The sequence below is a fragment of the Chengkuizengella axinellae genome, assembly GCF_030730905.1.
In the GTDB taxonomy this organism is placed as follows: Bacteria; Bacillota; Bacilli; order Paenibacillales; family KCTC-33759; genus Chengkuizengella; species Chengkuizengella axinellae.
In genome coordinates, this window is the sequence record NZ_JAVAMP010000008.1 from 51,671 (window position 1) to 67,548 (window position 15,878).

The following is a 15,878-nucleotide window of genomic DNA, read 5'->3' on the forward strand; positions in this document are numbered from 1 at the left end:
TTGGTTGGTGAAAATAGGGAAGGAAAATCTTATTGAATAAAACCTCTGAGCTTTGTACGGAACTAAGATGTTCTTAGGGATACTACGACGGTTTCCCCCGATATAGGGATAGGGTATCGCATGTTAGCCGTACCTGATAAGGCTTATTTGAGTAATCAATAGGCAAAACTGAGGTGGTACCGCGAAGTCAAACTCTCGCCCTCAAGATGATAATCTTGGGAGGTGAGAGTTTTTTTATTATATAACTTAATGTCAAAAAACTATAGAAAGGGGCAATTTTATGCATTGAACTAATTGAAAAAAATCCAACTAAAGAAATATTTACTTGTGCGTCTGGAATCAGTCCCTCAGGCTCAGTGCATGTTGGGAATTTTCGCGAAGTTAAAATATGCCGACAGAGTGACAAGAAAAAAATGCTTGAATCTCAAAAAGATCTATTTAAAAATGTATATCAATTAGTTATGAATGATAATAGCGGACCTCGATTACCACTCCTTATTGCTGCAGTGGGAAGAGAGAGTATGATAGAACTGCTTACCTTTCAAGCATTTACCTAAAAATCAGCCCAATCCGTTTGAAAGGATTGGGCTTAAAGATATTTATACTTGAAGGTCTATCTTTATCTTATTAAATTAACATTACATTTTATTCAAAGTTTTCGCTCAGTTACTTCCTCTTTTATATTGAATATAAATTGTTCCAAGTTGAATTCTTCTGATCCATCCTTCCCAAACTGCTGAACATTTACAGTACGACTCTGTACTTCCTCATCCCCTACAATAATGATATAAGGAATTTTTTGCAACTTAGCTTCTCTGATTTTATAACCAAGCTTTTCTTCTCGTGAGTCCACTTCAGTTCTTATGTTTTCTGAACGAAGTTGATTATTTATTTCTTCAACATAGTTGCGATGAGCTTGATTCGAAACGGGAATAATCTTAACTTGTGTTGGAGCTAACCAAGTAGGAAATGCCCCACCAAAATGCTCAATTAATATCCCTAAAAATCTGTCTATTGAACCAAGGACAGCTCTATGAATGACCACAGGTCTTTGCTTCTCGTTGTTCTCATTAACGTAACTTAATTTAAATTTCTCAGGCATTTGAAAATCTAACTGGATTGTAGCACATTGATGGCTTCTTTTTAAAGCATCCTTTATATGAAAATCAATTTTGGGACCATAAAAAGCACCGTCTCCTTCATTCAACCTATACTTACACTCTAAACTGTTCAGTACATCTTTCAATGCTCCTTCTGCCATTTCCCACAACTCATCATCCCCTAAAGAGTCATCAGGTCTAGTAGACAATTCTAACTCATAATCAAAACCAAACATTTTGTATACGTAATCTATGAATTCAATAATAGATTTGATTTCACTTTTTATTTGTTCAGGAGTCACAAATATATGTGCATCATCCTGACAAAAAGTACGAACTCTTAGAAGCCCATTTAAAGCCCCGCTTAATTCATGTCGGTGAACTTGCCCAAATTCAGCCAATCTAAGAGGTAAATCCCTATAAGAATGTAATTTATGATTAAAGATAATCATATGCCCAGGACAATTCATTGGTTTTAAAGCAAATTTAACTTGATCCACTTCTGAAAAATACATATTTTCTTGATAATGTTCCCAGTGTCCAGATTCTTCCCATAATTTTTGTTTCATCATCGAAGGTGTACGAACCTCTTGATAACCTAACTTTTGTTGTTCCTCTCTTAACATGGATTCGAGTTCATTTTTTATCCATTGCCCCTTAGGTAAGTAAAAAGGCATTCCTGCTGCTTCATCAGAGAACATAAACAACTCTAATTGCTGACCAAGTTTTTTGTGATTTCTTTTAGCTGCTTTTTCAAGAAATGAGATGTAATTTACTAGCTCCTTCTTTGAAGCAAACGAGACACCGTAGATACGCTGCAGCATTTTATTGTTACTGTCTCCTCGCCAGTATGCACCAGAAACCTTTGTAAGTTTAAATGATTTAATCATCCCAGTGGATGGTAAATGAGGACCGCGACATAAATCCAGAAATTCCCCTTGTTTATAAACAGTGATTATATCATCGTGAGGAATATCTTCTAAAAGTTCTAATTTCAATTCATCATCCATGTCTTGAAATAACTTCCCTGCCATCTCTCTACTCATTTCAATTCGCTCAATCTCTAAGTTTTCATCAATTATGTTTTGCATTTCTTTCTCTATCAGTGACAAATCTTCTAAAGCGATAGATTGAATAACATCCAGATCATAAAAAAATCCATCTTCAATGACAGGACCTACTCCTAATTTCACCTTTCCATAAATTCGTTTAACAGCTTGAGCTAAAACATGTGCTGAAGTGTGTCTAACGATATCTAAACCTTCTTTAGAATCTAATGAAATAATTTCAATTCTTGCATTGGAATTGATTCTGCTACCTAGATCTATAATCTTATGATTGACTTTCCCAGCCACTGCCCTCTTTTTTAAACTTGAACTAATAGATTCAGCGATTTCTGCTAGTGTAATTCCTTTTTCAAACACCTTTTTATGGTTATCTGGAAAAATGATTTCGATTTTATTACTATTCATGTTGAACACTCCAATCCTGTTAATTTGTATGAAAAAACACACTCATCCCTAATAAGGGACGAGTGTGTAATACCCGTGGTTCCACCCAAGTTCCCATCAATTTTTCTTTGATGGCTCAGTTTGCTGTAACGTCGCATCTACGGTACTGGTTTAATTTCCCCAATACTGCTCCAAGGTGGTAAGTTATTTTTCTGCGTTAGGAAGTTCTCAGCTTTCCTTCCCTCTCTGTATAACCGAATAAAATAACTCATGTCCTTCTCATCGCTTTTTGATTTTCTAATCATTATAAAACACAAAAAACACACACCTATCCCTAAAAAGGGACGAGTCTGTGTATTACCCGTGGTTCCACCCAAGTTCCCATCAATTTTTCTTTGATGGCTCAGTTTGCTGTAACGTCGCATCTACGGTACTGGTTTTATTTTCCCCAATACTGCTCCAAGGTGGTAAGTTATTTTTCTGCGTTAGGAAGTTCTCAGCATTCCTTCCTTCTCTGTATAACCGTTTAAAACAACCCTTGTCCTTTTCATTACTTTTCCTTTGATTCATTATTTTTCATACTATACAATAATACGAAAATGAAATCAAGAATTTTTATAAAAAAATTTTATTGAAAATTTCTAATGGTTGGAAAACTTTCTTTTGATTTATAATAAAACTATTCTTTTTGGAGGTGTTAAATCATGAAAATATACACAAAAGATTGCGGAGAAGAAACATTGTTTATTGCTGAAAACATCTCAGATGACTATAAACAGGTCATGGAAAGCCAATTTTACTCTTTACAAAATGGCAGCTACATCAAAAAGTATCCAAGTCATTTAATACACTTAAAACAAATTAGAAACAATTATGAAAAATATGCTGAGGAAATGTTTAAACAAATGGGGTATTTTAAAAAAGTGTTCTGGAAAGAAGCGATTTCGAATTTCATTCACATGGTAGATGGACATGACATTGATTGGTGGCTTACGGGCAGTTGTGCATTATGCTTAAGAGGTATAGAAGTCATGCCACATGATGTAGATATCATTTTACACGCAAAAGACATCGAAAAAATCAACTCCATATTTCATGATTATATTGTAGAGCCGATTGTATCTATGGATGATTGGGTTGTAGATTACTTCGGGGTGATGTTTTTAAATGCACGAATTGATTTAGCATTTGATCCTAAAAAGTTTGTAGACGTTCCTGTGCCAGCAGATTTTGGTCCCTTTGCAATGGAACACTTGGAGGAAATTGATTTTAATGGACATGTTATCAAAATTCCCCCGTTACATCTCCAATATGAAGTGAATAAAAGAAGGGGCAGACATGACAGAGTAAAAGCAATTAAAGCTCATATGCAAAATAATAAAACAAATATTTCAATATAAATCATAAAAAAATGACGAATTTCTAGTTATCACAAATTGTAGTAACTCCAATTCTTTATTAGAGCCATTAATTAAGCCAAGTTCTTTAAACTCATTGACAGATTTATAACCAAGTAAAAGTGCTGTGAATGAACCTATATCAATATGTAGGCCTCTTTTGGGTGCATGGCTACATTTACTCCCTTCTTTTACGGGAAAAAAATTAGCCTCACCCTCTTTGATAATCACAGTACCTTGATTCCAGGTTGCAAATGAATCTGTTATATGTAAGATGACTGTTTGTTCAATTTTCTCAAATGAATACTCACTTAAAAATAACTCAACATCTACAATCCTTCCCATGTAGTAAGGGTGAATCTTAGTTTCCACTCTTGGATTTGGCAGCATGAATATCAAATTTTCTTGTACAACACACCTAAGTTCCACATCAGTAATCATTGAATCATGCTGACAAATGAAATTCCATAATCCTTTTTTAGCCTCTATATCAAGTGTTACAAATTCTTTAATGAGCATCTTATGATTTTTAATTTCATACAGCATGTATCCAAGCATTTCTCCATGACCATCAACATATCCTGCACAATGATCAATACATAAGTATGGACTATTCCACCATGATTCATTTCTTAATAACATACCATTGTACTTTAAAGAGAATTCTTTATATACTTGATTTATTCGAGATAAATTTTGTTTATTTATATCCAATATGTTTACTTTTCCAACTCCAGACCTATTATCAATAAATTTTAGATCATGAACTTGAGCATTAATTTGTAAATAATCACAAAACAACTCCCATCCAAATTTACGGTAAAATTCAATAGAAAGCGGATGTAAAAAGGAGATAGGAATCTTTTTGTCCCGTAATTTCTCAAGTGATGTAAATAATAAATCTCTTACTATGTTCTTTCTCCTATGTTCTGGCCAAGTTGCTACTCCGGCTATTCCTCCCATATTCCATTCCTTTTCATGAATCAAAACTTTGAAATCAATCAATTCAGCTTTAGCTAATAATTTTTCACCATCAAATTTACCGATGATTGTACGCTTTTTTCTTTCTTTTTTCTTATCCTCACTTAGTTCATATTGAAAAGCATATTCATGTAAAGCAAATACTTGTTCAAAATCTATTTCCTTAATTATTCTAATCAATTCATTCACCTCTGGAAATGATAATATGAGAGTTTTTATTCCATTTAAACAATAAAAACTATAAATGACAAGCAAATCATTTTCAAATAAAGAAGAAAATAAACAATAAAGAAAACTCGCCGATTGGCGAGCCTTACAGGCGAAGACAGAGGGGTAGTTGCGCTTATACTTTATTCAATTAAATTTTTTATAAATTCTTAAAGTGAAAAATAGCCTTAAGTTTGATAACCTAAGGCTTTAGATCCTGCATTATTTTTTTATTGTATAATCTGCTTTATTTGACATTTTTAATTGATATTCATCTTCTAAAAGGTGAGCACCAGCGATGCCTGGATTGGTCATTTCATGAGGGTCTAGAATGACATTCAGCTCTTCCTCTGTTAATACATCGTGCAATAAACATAACTCACGAACCGAACGATCTCCTTCTATCGCTTGTCTAGCAATCCTTGAAACGATCTCATATCCTAAGTGAGGGTTTAATGCGGTAATGACACCAACACTTTTCTCCACATTCTCACGACATACATCTTCATTTGCCTCTAAATCATCTAAGCAATACTTTTTAAATACAGTAAATGCTTGTCTCATTATTCTTAAAGACTGTAAAAGATTAAACACTAGCACAGGCTGCATTACATTTAATTCCAATTGTCCTGCTTGAGAAGCCAAATTGATGGTGTGATCATTTCCAATCACTTGGAAGGCAACCTGATTGACAACTTCACACATGACAGGATTTACTTTACCAGGCATAATGGATGAGCCAGGTTGACGTGGTGGCAATGAAATTTCATTAATCCCTGTTTTAGGTCCAGAAGCCAACAGTCTTAGATCATTTGCGATCTTGGACATATTGATCATACATACTTTTAACGAAGCAGACACTTCAGTTAATACATCCGTGTTTTGAGTTGCATCCACTAAATCTTCTGCATTAACAAGAGGAAATCCTGTAAACGTGGCTAACTTTTCTACCACTTCAGATATATAACGAGGGTCAGCATTTAAACCAGTTCCGACAGCAGTAGCACCCATGTTTACCTCATACAAATGACTGCGTGTACGTGTAATCCGTAAAATATCTCTTTTTAAAACTCGTGAATATGCGGCAAACTCTTGTCCTAATCGAATTGGAACGCCATCTTGTAAATGTGTTCGTCCCATTTTTATTACGTGATCAAATTGTTCCGCTTTTGCTACAAAACCTTGTTGTAATTCTTCCATCGCTGACAATAACTTGTCCATCAAAGTTAAAACAGAAATCCGAATGGCTGTAGGTAATACATCATTTGTAGATTGAGCCATATTCACATGACTGTTTGGGCTAAGAACTGTATAGTCCCCTTTATTTCCTCCCAGTACCTCAATAGCACGATTGGCAATGACCTCGTTAGCATTCATATTAAAGGATGTTCCAGCGCCTCCTTGAATAGAATCAACAATAAATTGATCATCATATTTTCCCTCATACACTTCATCAGCTGCCTGTACTATTGCTTCTGCGTGTTTAGGCTGTAATCTTTTGATGTTCATATTTGTTAACGCTGCTGCTTTTTTCACAAGAGAGATGGATCGAATTAATTCCACATCCATGGAATGACCCGTAATCGGAAAATTCTCAACTGCACGCAAAGTTTGAATGCCATAGTAAGCATTCACGGGTACTTCTTTTGCACCAAGAAAATCTTTTTCTGTACGAAATTGGTTTGTTGACATCTCATTTTTCCCCTTTAATAAAAATTAATTATATATAAATAAGAACAAAGCCTCCCACTAAAGCACTAAATGTTGTGATTGAACAATTTTATGTTCTTATTTTTAGAAAATCAGCCAACCCAAGCAGGATGATTGGCCGTACTAAACTCTATGCTGTTTCGACAGCTTTTCTTTCATGTTTTTCTTCTGATTTGGTGATAAATTGTGCACAAGCAGCATCTCCAGTAATATTCACTGCTGTTCTTGTCATATCAAGCAATCTATCTACACCAAGTAATAACCCAATTGCTTCTGTACTTAATCCAACAGATGTTAATACCATTGTCAACATGATAATACCAACACCTGGAACACCAGCAGTGCCGATACTAGCTAAAGTTGCTGTCAGAACGATCATCGCCAAATCTGAAATGGATAAATCAACACCATATAGTTGAGCTACAAACACGGTTGCAACCCCTTGCATGATCGCGGTTCCATCCATATTGATGGTTGCACCAAGAGGTTGTACAAAGCCACTGATGCTTTTTGGAATTTTCAAGTTTTTCTGAGCAGTATCCATTGAAACTGGTAATGTAGCTGAACTACTCGATGTACTGAATGCCACTGTGATCGCAGGAAAGAATTTTTTAACAAATGTAAACGGATTCATCTTACCCAAAAAGGAAATGACAGAACCGTATATTATAACTAAGTGTAAGAATAAAGCAAGCAATACAGCCACAAAATAGTTACCCATTGCTCGTATAGCATCTATTCCGGCTTCACCTATCGCAATTGCGATTAATGCAAATGCACCATAAGGCGCGAGTTTCATCACAACTTCAACTAAAAACATTAAAATGCTGTTCGCTTCATCAAAAACCTTTTTTATGGTTGGTACTTTCCCTTGTAATTGAGCAAGTGCAAATCCAAAAAATATGGAGAAAAAGATAATTTGAAGCATTTTTCCTTCAGTCATAGACAAAAATATATTCGTTGGAACAATGTCAATTAACGTTTCAACTACATCAGGTGCTTCTTTTTCTTCAATTGCTGCATTAGGATCTGGTTCAATTCCTTCTACCATTCCTGGTTGCAAGATATTCCCCACAGATATAGCAATAACTAATGCGATCGAAGTTGTAATTAAGAAAAAGACAACCGTTTTAATTCCAATTCGACCTAATTTTTTTGGATCACTGATTCCTGCTGTTCCTAATACGATAGAAATAATTACAATTGGAACGACTAGCAGTTTAATTAATCCAAGAAATATTTGACTGACTGGATACAGAATATATCTATCTGCTACACCAAACCAATCTGGAATTAGAAAGTTAAATATCAAACCAACGAAAATACCTAAAGCCATACCGATTAATATTTTTTTTGTTAACGACATAGATTCACCTCTTAAATTATAGTGTATTTGTCTAAAGTTAGCTAGGCTTTAAGACGAATTAAATGGAATTTCCAACCTTACATGCAATGCTAGTTTATTTTAATATAATAAAATATTTATTGTCAACGAAAATATTATATAGTTACCAATAACAATCATTAAAAAGATATAAAATTATGCAATTTATTATTGTAATTTATCTTTCATCAAATCAATAAAAACAGATTTTGACCTCCCTTTTAAATAAATAAAATCAATACTTATATTCATTTTTATAGGTGGGTTCATATCAACTCTAAATAGCTGCCCATTTTCAAGTTCTTTTTTTACGCAGTGTTCAGGTAAAAAACTTATCCCCATTCCCTCCATCAATAAGTTTTTAGCAGTTTCCATATTATCAACCTGAAGCGAGATATTAGGTGTAATCTTGCTGCTTGAAAACAAACGATGAATGTATAACCAATCCATCGATCCATAATCAAAGAAGATCAATGGTTGCTGTGCAATTTTTTCTAATGTTACTTTTTCTTGTTTAAGAAATAAGTGATCAGGAGGAACAAATAAATGGATTGGATCTTCATATAACAAAATGGATTCAACCTGAGGGTGTGTCTCTGATCGAATAATCCCAAAGTCAACCTCTTTGTTTACGACTTTATTTAATACATCTTTTGAATGTCCTGTTACAATTTTTATTCGAACGTTATTAAATTCTGATCTAATATCAGGCAAAATAGTGGGTAAAACATGATTTGAAATGGATAGCGCACAGCCTATACTGATCTCATTAGGCATTAACACCTGTTGCAAACCATATTTTGCTTCTTGATACGATTGTAATATTTTTTGTGCATGAGGAAAAAAATATTCACCTTTATCCGTTAAAGATATTTTTTTTCCTTTACGGTGAAAAAGTTTTAAATTCATTTCACGTTCAAGTGATTGAATTCTCGCAGTGACTGAAGGCTGTGTTAGAAACAAAGCATCTGCAGCTTTATTGAAGCTGCCTAACTGACAAACGTAAATAAAGGCTTCAATATTATCAATATTCATGTTATACTCCATCTCCTACTCACATCATTTATTCCATTTTACTATAACATCATTTCATTCCAAATTTTATACACTATGTTCATTCATATATCTAACACCATGGAAATTGGAAAATATATACTTAGATATGCATATGATGTTGAATAAAAGAATTTAGAAAAAAGGATGAAAATGATACATAACATGAAATACCTTTGTATTAAATTGGAAACAACTCTCTATTGTCAGTTGCCACTTCGATGACTTTATTCGCAATAATCTCAGTTGGATCAATAACACAACAATCCTCAGTTGAATGAAGCACAAGAGGAACTTCAGTGCAACCAGCAATAATAGCGTCAGCACCGTTGCTTATCAATTGTTCAGCTGCCTCAGAGAGGAGTTGGCTTCCTGTTTCTAGTTTTCCACCCTTCACTTCGTATATCCCTTCCATAACCTTTTCTTGTAAAATTTCATCTGTAGGAATATAGTTTATTTCAAAATTTTCAAAGTATCGTTGATACAGTTTAGACTTTATCGTTCCGTCCGTAGCTAATAACCCTACACTTTTATAATGATTGATTTTTAAGTAATAGGCTGTCTCAAGTGGTATATGCAAGATAGGGATATGAATAGAGCTCCTTACTGCATTATAAAAGAAATGGGCTGTGTTGCATGCCATAACAAGTATTTCCGCACCTGCATTCTGAAGCCGTTGTGCGGATTGAATCATCCATGGAGTTGGATCTTTGCCCCTCCCTAATATTGCTGATGTACGGTCGGGAATTTGTGAATTGTTGTCTGCTATGACATGAATGTGTTCTTGGTCTTGTTTGGCTGGGGTATTGGCAATAATCTTTTCCATTAAATCAACCGTAGCCATAGGACCCATCCCACCAATAATTCCAATGACTTTACTCACTATAATCACATCCTTTATCCATATTTGGAATTACGTCTTTATTATAATGCTGTTTTAAAGGAATGGATTATAGAAAGATTCTATACTTATATAGAATCTATGTATAATTACTCTTAAAGATCGTGAAATGCAAATGGTATGAATCTATAGAATCTATATTCTCTTCATAAACAATACCCTATCCTCAGCTGGACTATCATAATCTGAATGTACATAGACACCATCTATTTCTTTGTCTCCACCCTCAATCAAAAACCCCATTTTTAAATGAAATGCAATGGAGGTTTTATTAACAGGAGATGTTATGCAGTGTACACTATGTCGATCATTCTGTTTTACTTGATCGAAAAAAGTATTGTAAAGCTGTCTTCCCACATTGAATTTTCTATACTTTGGATCAACCCCAACAAAATGTATGTAAGCTTTATCTGAAGATGTTTGCGACAAAAACCCAATCAAAAACCCAATGATATCCCCATCTTTTTCTACAATGAAGCTAGTATCATTAAAATGATCAAAAAAAAGTTTTGGCAGTAGGTGACTCATCTTCCGTCCACCCCACCACTCGTCAATTAATGGGCTTATTGCTGTATAATCAGATGGTTTTAAATTCCGCAACTTCATTATTCATCACCTTCTTCTTTTTACTTCTGTTCTTGCTATTTAATAAATTTATACATAAATACATCATCTATATATTGATTATTCAAATAAAACTCATTGATAAATCGACCTTGCTCTTTATAACCACATGAATGATAAAATTGAATAGTAGCTGAATTTGAGGACATCGCTCTTAATGAGATTTTTTGCTTTCCATTCTCTCTTCCCCATTCATATGCTGATTCTAATAATTTGCGTCCAATCCCCAATTTTTGAAACTGTGGGTGAATGGCAATAGCAATCTCCATCACATGCTGATGGCTTTCTAATTGTGAAGGTGCTCTGAAATTGATATAACCGCAAATTGTTCCTTCTTTTTCAGCAACTAAAACTCCGAGATATTTATCTGAACTGAGCTTCTGCTCGTAATCTGTTAAACTTCCTAAAGTGATTTCAATTGGTGAATTATCTTCATTCCATACTAAACTATCTATTTCATATAATTGAGGAGCGTCATTCATATCGTAACTACGAATCTGAATCTTTTGTTCTGTCATTGTAATCTACTCCTTATTTAAAATGATATAATTGAACTTCATTAATCCATGAACTCAAGGGCTAATTCTCTACCACTACTCTATCCCCTTTGCTAGTTGGAGTTGATATCAGAATAAATTCAACATCATCAGATGATTTGTTCATCATTTGGTGAGGAATGTTGGGAAGGATTTCGATTCCTTCATGTTCGTTTAACAAAACAATCTCATCATTCACTTCAATTGTTGCTTGTCCAGACAATACGAAGAAAAATTGCTTTGCTTTCGTATGATAGTGCTTTTCTTCAAAAGTCTCTGGGGGCATCTTCTCATGAATAATGCTTAGGTCATTGGATTTTATTAAATGAAAACCGTCACATAATTGTCCCCAAATATAATGTTCAGCATTCTCTTTACTTATTTTCATAGTAGATTATCCCCCAATCTTCTTTTTATAAGCTTCTTCCAAGTATTCTTTTAGCCCTTCACAATTTTTTTGTATGAATGTCATCCAAAGTGTTTCACCTTTTTCAGCTAACTCCTCTTTTTCGAACTGTTTTGGATCAAATTCTCCCCAATTCCCATCCTTAGTTAACTTATCCCAGCCCATAACATCCGCAAATTTATTCATTTCATATGGTACTTCTTTCCCCATTTTTTCTAACTTCACTTCTTCTGGACAAAGCCACATCGCTGTACAAACTCCCAGTAAACCCCCATGTAATTCATTTCTTCCTTCAAAACCAGAAGCTTTAATCGCTTCACCCCACGCTGAATCATTATGCATGGGCGAAATGACAATGATTTCAGGATAAGTATAGTTCATATGTTTAATGAATTGCTTATACCAATAGGCACCTCCATGACCCGTTGAGAGTACAAATTTCGTAAATTTCTGTTTCGATAAATTAACAATGATTTCTTCAAGCATTGTTGTTAATGTATTGGGACTGATCGTTACAGTTCCTTTATAATTAGCATGTTCTTCAGAGGTATTAAATGGAAATACAGGCAACACATAAGCATCTAGTGTTTTTCCAAATTCATTTGCATATAATTCTGCAATAATACAATCTATGTGCATAGGTAAATAAGGTCCAAATTGCTCTATTGATCCTATCGAAATGGATACTGTATCTATTTTGCTATCATTTAATTCTTTTGTTGTATTTGTAAAATCCATCATAGTCATCATCACCATCATCTTGTTATTTTTAATTTATTTTGAATTATTTAGCTGCAACTAAATAATTCAATTCTTCTATTTTATGTTTTAATTCATATAAGGAATTTATATAGGGAACTTGAAATTCATTTTTGTGATTTTTTCGATTTAACCAGATCCCCTTCATATGTATTTGCTCGCAAGCAAGAATGTCTGCTTTTACATTATCTCCAACATAAAAACATTCTGTGGGTTTAACAGTAGCTTTCTTACAGGCGAGTTCAAATATTTTTGAGTCAGGTTTCGCAACTCCTGCTGCTCCTGCTGCTCCTGCTGAAACAATAACTTCAAAATAATCAGAAATGCCCATTTTCTGTAGTTTCTGCTTTTGTTGAGTTACATCCCCATTAGTAATTATTCCTAATCGGTATTCAGATAACTCCTTTAAACAAGGAATAACATCATCAAATGCTGTCCAATTCTCTTCAAAATGGGTCAAGTAAATCTCAAAATATTGAGAAGCTTGCAAGTCATCCATTGTAATTTCAGCCAATTCAAAGATTTCTTTGATTCTTTTTATTTTTTGCTCTTCAAAAGTTAAGTCACCATTTAAATACCTAGTAAAGTGAACTTTACCAATTGAACACCATTGATCATAAAATTCATTTACATTCATCCTAAAGAGTTCTTTAAACTTGTTATAAAAAGCTGCTGCTCCTAGATATTCTGCTCCTTTAAAATCTAAAAGAGTTTCATCAATATCAAAAAAGATCATGAATTAATCACTCCTTGAATTAATTGATTTCTCCATCATAACAGCAAATTTGAAAAAAAGGAATTATTTCCAGACAACAATATTATATTATGTTAAAATGATCACGACTATAAAGGAATTGCAATATGTATTTATATGATAAGGGGAACTTCATATGGAGAAGATAAATGTAGAGACTTTAAAATTCACTCCTTTAGATTTAAAGGATGTAAAAACATTAGTGAACTGGGCTGAAAAAGAAGGATGGAATCCTGGTCCATTTGATGCAGACGTGTACTGGACAACAGATCCCAATGGTTTTTATGGATATCTTCATAAAGGTGAATTAATAGCAGGCGGTTCTATTATTTCTTACAACAATGAGTTTGGATTTATGGGCTTTTTCATTGTAAAACCAGAATATAGATCCTATGGAATTGGTCAAAAACTATGGTATCAAAGAAGAGACACCTTGATATCCAGACTTAAAAAAGGAGCTTCAATCGGCATGGATGGTGTTGTTGACATGCAGCCATTTTACCAAAAAGGTGGTTTTGAAATTGCATTTAGAGATGAACGTCATGAAAAAATAGGACAGAAATTTGAAATAGACAAAAATATCTCATCTATTTTTGATGAAGACACGGAATCTATTCTAGCCTATGATCAACAATGTTTTGGTTTTTCTCGTCCACAGTTTTTACATCCTTGGTTAAAACTACCTGAGAATAAAACTTTCAAGTATGTCCAAGACGGACATCTTAAAGGGTTCGCCATTGTTAGAAAAGCATATACAGGATATAAAGTTTGTCCTCTATTTGCCGATAATGAAATAATAGCAGAAGAGCTTTACAAAGCTTGCTTAAACTCCGTTGTTGGAGAACCATTATATATAGATATACCTATGAAAAATCATGCATCTGTTGAACTTATGAAAAAATATGAAACTACCTATGTTTTCGAGTGTGCTAGAATGTATTACGGGGATGCTCCTGATATTGAACTGAACAAAATTTATGGTATTACTACATTTGAATTAGGTTAAATAATCAGCAGTTCTGATTTCAAGTCTATTGTATATTTTAAAACAAAAAAAGAGAGCTACAACTGAATTAAACTCCCTTTTTTCGGTAAAATCATAACTGTCCTCCTGACTCTGAAAATCTATCAAATACTGTAACTAAACCATTAACAATAAGTCCAATGTTGTCACAGTTTAATTTTTCAATCGTATCTTTATCTGTATGCATATATTTCGTGCACCCTAATTCTGTTAATTCAATCGCCTTATATCCATATTCCCAAAATGAGCCGTGATCATCAGTCCATAAATCCTCACATTTTTGCAATGGCAGCGGGAAATGAGCTAGAATTTCATCCATAAATATTTGCGATGCTTCATTTGTTACATATGTTAAAGGGTATTGTTCAGATATAGGTCCATCCCAAGTACCAATTGTATCTAAATTGATAACTCCTTCAATTTTCTCTCCTGCATCAAAATATTGCTTTGCTAAACTCTTACTGCCAATAGCTCCTTCTTCTTCTAGGTTAAAAAATATGAATTGAACATTGAATTCATATTTTTTAGTTTTTATTATTTTTGCTAATTCTAACAATGCTGCTACTCCTGAAGCATTGTCGTCTGCTCCTGGTGCCAAAGCTTCATTTGATATAGAATCAAAATGAGCGCAAACAATATAATTTATTTTTGACTCCACATTAGTATTTGCTATAAGGTTTAAATAAGTCTCTTTTTCATAATCAAATTCATGATAGATAACTTCGTATCCAATTTTATTCAATTCATCAACAATGTAGTTTTTTGCTCTACCGTTCCCTGCCGCTGTATAGTTCCTACTTTCGATTTCAGATAATTTACGAATATGATGGTAAATAGATTCATTTATCTGTTTCATACAATTTACTCCTGTTCAGCATTCGATGTTATTTATTTAATTTTTCTGTAAAGAGTGTAAATATAAGGTCTAGGATCCCCTTTTGGATTGATAAATGTATATTCTTCATGACTGATACATTCAAAATTCGGAAGGTTCTTACTTAATTCTTGTAGATCATATCTTCTCACATCAAGTCCAGCACATTTTGTTGCACCACTTTTTGAGAATTCTGCAAAAATGGCATAACCACCGACTTTCAGACTAGAGTTCATATTTTGAAAATACTGTTGAATAGACATGGGTTCAGTTAAAAAATGAAGTACAGCTCGATCGATCCATATATCTATATCTTTTATATTTGAAGGTATTGGTTTACCCAAATCCTGACATAGCCACTCCATTTGATGATTTGTTCCATTGTACTTGAGCTGTAATTTCTCTATTGCTTTTGAACTTATATCGTTTAGTACTAATTTTGTATTAGGGTGCAATATTTCATCCACTAAACCTGATGTCCCGACACCAGAAACAAATATCTTAGACTCTTTCCAGTTTGGAATTAGATCTAATAATTTTAATGTTTGTGAGAAATCACGCTCAAACCAACCTAGTTTTTCATCTTCTGTTTTATTGTAGATTTCATTCCAGTGTTCAGATCGTTCATTCACCTTAAATTCCTCCTATCTATATCGTAGGATAAGTTTGCTTTTAATAAGTGACTTTTGTGGGTATGCAAGTGGAACGTTTAAAAGC

At 33.7% G+C, this 15,878-nt stretch carries 15 protein-coding genes, 1 pseudogene and 3 other annotated features (1 of these 19 cut by a window edge); of the genes and pseudogenes, 3 read left to right on the forward strand and 13 right to left on the reverse strand.

The window, feature by feature from the left end; translation table 11 throughout:
• Positions 1-206, forward strand: a binding site (T-box leader); it begins 50 nt to the left of the window's first position.
• 69 nt (positions 207-275) lie between these two features.
• Positions 276-383 (forward strand): annotated as a pseudogene (locus tag Q5Y73_RS24890) (hypothetical protein); the annotation flags it as partial.
• A gap of 266 nt (positions 384-649) precedes the next feature.
• On the opposite strand, the gene thrS reads toward Q5Y73_RS24890, so the two are convergent.
• On the reverse strand, positions 650-2,572 hold the full coding sequence (gene thrS, locus Q5Y73_RS15310; protein WP_305992786.1) for a threonine--tRNA ligase: 1,923 nt from the start codon (positions 2,570-2,572) through the stop codon (positions 650-652).
• 51 nt (positions 2,573-2,623) lie between these two features.
• Positions 2,624-2,843, reverse strand: a binding site (T-box leader).
• A 45-nt stretch (positions 2,844-2,888) separates the two neighbouring features.
• Positions 2,889-3,111: a binding site (T-box leader), on the reverse strand.
• 144 nt (positions 3,112-3,255) lie between these two features.
• Between thrS and Q5Y73_RS15320 the strand changes: the two genes are divergently transcribed.
• Complete coding sequence (locus tag Q5Y73_RS15320; protein WP_305992788.1) at positions 3,256-3,951, forward strand: nucleotidyltransferase domain-containing protein; 696 nt, start codon at positions 3,256-3,258, stop codon at positions 3,949-3,951.
• Here the strand turns inward: Q5Y73_RS15320 and Q5Y73_RS15325 are convergent.
• From Q5Y73_RS15325 to Q5Y73_RS15370, 10 genes are all read right to left on the reverse strand, one after another.
• Positions 3,943-5,109, reverse strand: a complete 1,167-nt coding sequence (locus Q5Y73_RS15325) for a GNAT family N-acetyltransferase (RefSeq protein WP_305992789.1) — start codon at positions 5,107-5,109, stop codon at positions 3,943-3,945. The genes Q5Y73_RS15320 and Q5Y73_RS15325 overlap by 9 nt on opposite strands.
• 249 nt (positions 5,110-5,358) lie before the next feature.
• A complete protein-coding gene (gene aspA, locus Q5Y73_RS15330; protein WP_305992790.1) occupies positions 5,359-6,828 on the reverse strand; it encodes an aspartate ammonia-lyase in 1,470 nt (489 codons plus the stop codon).
• Positions 6,829-6,976: 148 nt separating this feature from the next.
• Positions 6,977-8,212 (reverse strand): dicarboxylate/amino acid:cation symporter, encoded by a 1,236-nt coding sequence (locus Q5Y73_RS15335; protein ID WP_305992791.1) that lies wholly within the window; start codon positions 8,210-8,212, stop codon positions 6,977-6,979.
• A 186-nt stretch (positions 8,213-8,398) separates the two neighbouring features.
• A complete protein-coding gene (locus Q5Y73_RS15340) occupies positions 8,399-9,265 on the reverse strand; it encodes a LysR family transcriptional regulator (protein ID WP_305992792.1) in 867 nt (288 codons plus the stop codon).
• A gap of 199 nt (positions 9,266-9,464) precedes the next feature.
• Entirely contained in the window at positions 9,465-10,166 is a 702-nt protein-coding gene (gene cuyB, locus Q5Y73_RS15345; RefSeq protein ID WP_305992793.1) for a cysteate racemase, read from the reverse strand.
• Between the two features lie 153 nt (positions 10,167-10,319).
• Entirely contained in the window at positions 10,320-10,790 is a 471-nt protein-coding gene (locus Q5Y73_RS15350; RefSeq protein WP_305992794.1) for a GNAT family N-acetyltransferase, read from the reverse strand.
• A 35-nt stretch (positions 10,791-10,825) separates the two neighbouring features.
• On the reverse strand, positions 10,826-11,326 hold the full coding sequence (locus Q5Y73_RS15355; RefSeq protein WP_305992795.1) for a GNAT family N-acetyltransferase: 501 nt from the start codon (positions 11,324-11,326) through the stop codon (positions 10,826-10,828).
• A gap of 61 nt (positions 11,327-11,387) precedes the next feature.
• Positions 11,388-11,732 (reverse strand): cupin domain-containing protein, encoded by a 345-nt coding sequence (locus tag Q5Y73_RS15360; RefSeq protein WP_305992796.1) that lies wholly within the window; start codon positions 11,730-11,732, stop codon positions 11,388-11,390.
• A 6-nt stretch (positions 11,733-11,738) separates the two neighbouring features.
• Positions 11,739-12,491, reverse strand: coding sequence for a creatininase family protein (locus Q5Y73_RS15365; protein ID WP_305992797.1), 753 nt, complete (start codon positions 12,489-12,491; stop codon positions 11,739-11,741).
• Between the two features lie 43 nt (positions 12,492-12,534).
• Positions 12,535-13,245: an HAD family hydrolase gene (locus tag Q5Y73_RS15370; RefSeq protein ID WP_305992798.1), complete on the reverse strand. Its 711-nt coding sequence runs from the start codon at positions 13,243-13,245 to the stop codon at positions 12,535-12,537.
• A 154-nt stretch (positions 13,246-13,399) separates the two neighbouring features.
• On the opposite strand from Q5Y73_RS15370, the gene Q5Y73_RS15375 reads away from it, so the two are divergent.
• On the forward strand, positions 13,400-14,269 hold the full coding sequence (locus Q5Y73_RS15375) for a GNAT family N-acetyltransferase (RefSeq protein ID WP_305992799.1): 870 nt from the start codon (positions 13,400-13,402) through the stop codon (positions 14,267-14,269).
• 91 nt (positions 14,270-14,360) lie between these two features.
• On the opposite strand, the gene Q5Y73_RS15380 is transcribed toward Q5Y73_RS15375, so the two are convergent.
• Together Q5Y73_RS15380 and Q5Y73_RS15385 are read right to left on the reverse strand one after the other, a co-directional pair.
• Positions 14,361-15,143, reverse strand: coding sequence for a M28 family metallopeptidase (locus Q5Y73_RS15380; protein WP_305992800.1), 783 nt, complete (start codon positions 15,141-15,143; stop codon positions 14,361-14,363).
• Positions 15,144-15,175: 32 nt separating this feature from the next.
• Entirely contained in the window at positions 15,176-15,793 is a 618-nt protein-coding gene (locus Q5Y73_RS15385; protein WP_305992801.1) for a class I SAM-dependent methyltransferase, read from the reverse strand.
• Between the last annotated feature and the right edge of the window lie 85 nt (positions 15,794-15,878).

Coding starts and splice junctions, on each gene's coding strand:
- Q5Y73_RS15370 (WP_305992798.1), bottom strand. CDS start 13,245: ATGATCTTTTTTGATATTGATGAAACTCTTTTAGATTTTAAAGGAGCA.
- Q5Y73_RS15350 (WP_305992794.1), bottom strand. CDS start 10,790: ATGAAGTTGCGGAATTTAAAACCATCTGATTATACAGCAATAAGCCCA.
- Q5Y73_RS15355 (WP_305992795.1), bottom strand. CDS start 11,326: ATGACAGAACAAAAGATTCAGATTCGTAGTTACGATATGAATGACGCT.
- Q5Y73_RS15340 (WP_305992792.1), bottom strand. CDS start 9,265: ATGAATATTGATAATATTGAAGCCTTTATTTACGTTTGTCAGTTAGGC.
- Q5Y73_RS15375 (WP_305992799.1), top strand. CDS start 13,400: ATGGAGAAGATAAATGTAGAGACTTTAAAATTCACTCCTTTAGATTTA.
- Q5Y73_RS15380 (WP_305992800.1), bottom strand. CDS start 15,143: ATGAAACAGATAAATGAATCTATTTACCATCATATTCGTAAATTATCT.
- Q5Y73_RS15360 (WP_305992796.1), bottom strand. CDS start 11,732: ATGAAAATAAGTAAAGAGAATGCTGAACATTATATTTGGGGACAATTA.
- Q5Y73_RS15320 (WP_305992788.1), top strand. CDS start 3,256: ATGAAAATATACACAAAAGATTGCGGAGAAGAAACATTGTTTATTGCT.
- Q5Y73_RS15335 (WP_305992791.1), bottom strand. CDS start 8,212: ATGTCGTTAACAAAAAAAATATTAATCGGTATGGCTTTAGGTATTTTC.
- thrS (WP_305992786.1), bottom strand. CDS start 2,572: ATGAATAGTAATAAAATCGAAATCATTTTTCCAGATAACCATAAAAAG.
- Q5Y73_RS15365 (WP_305992797.1), bottom strand. CDS start 12,491: ATGATGGATTTTACAAATACAACAAAAGAATTAAATGATAGCAAAATA.
- aspA (WP_305992790.1), bottom strand. CDS start 6,828: ATGTCAACAAACCAATTTCGTACAGAAAAAGATTTTCTTGGTGCAAAA.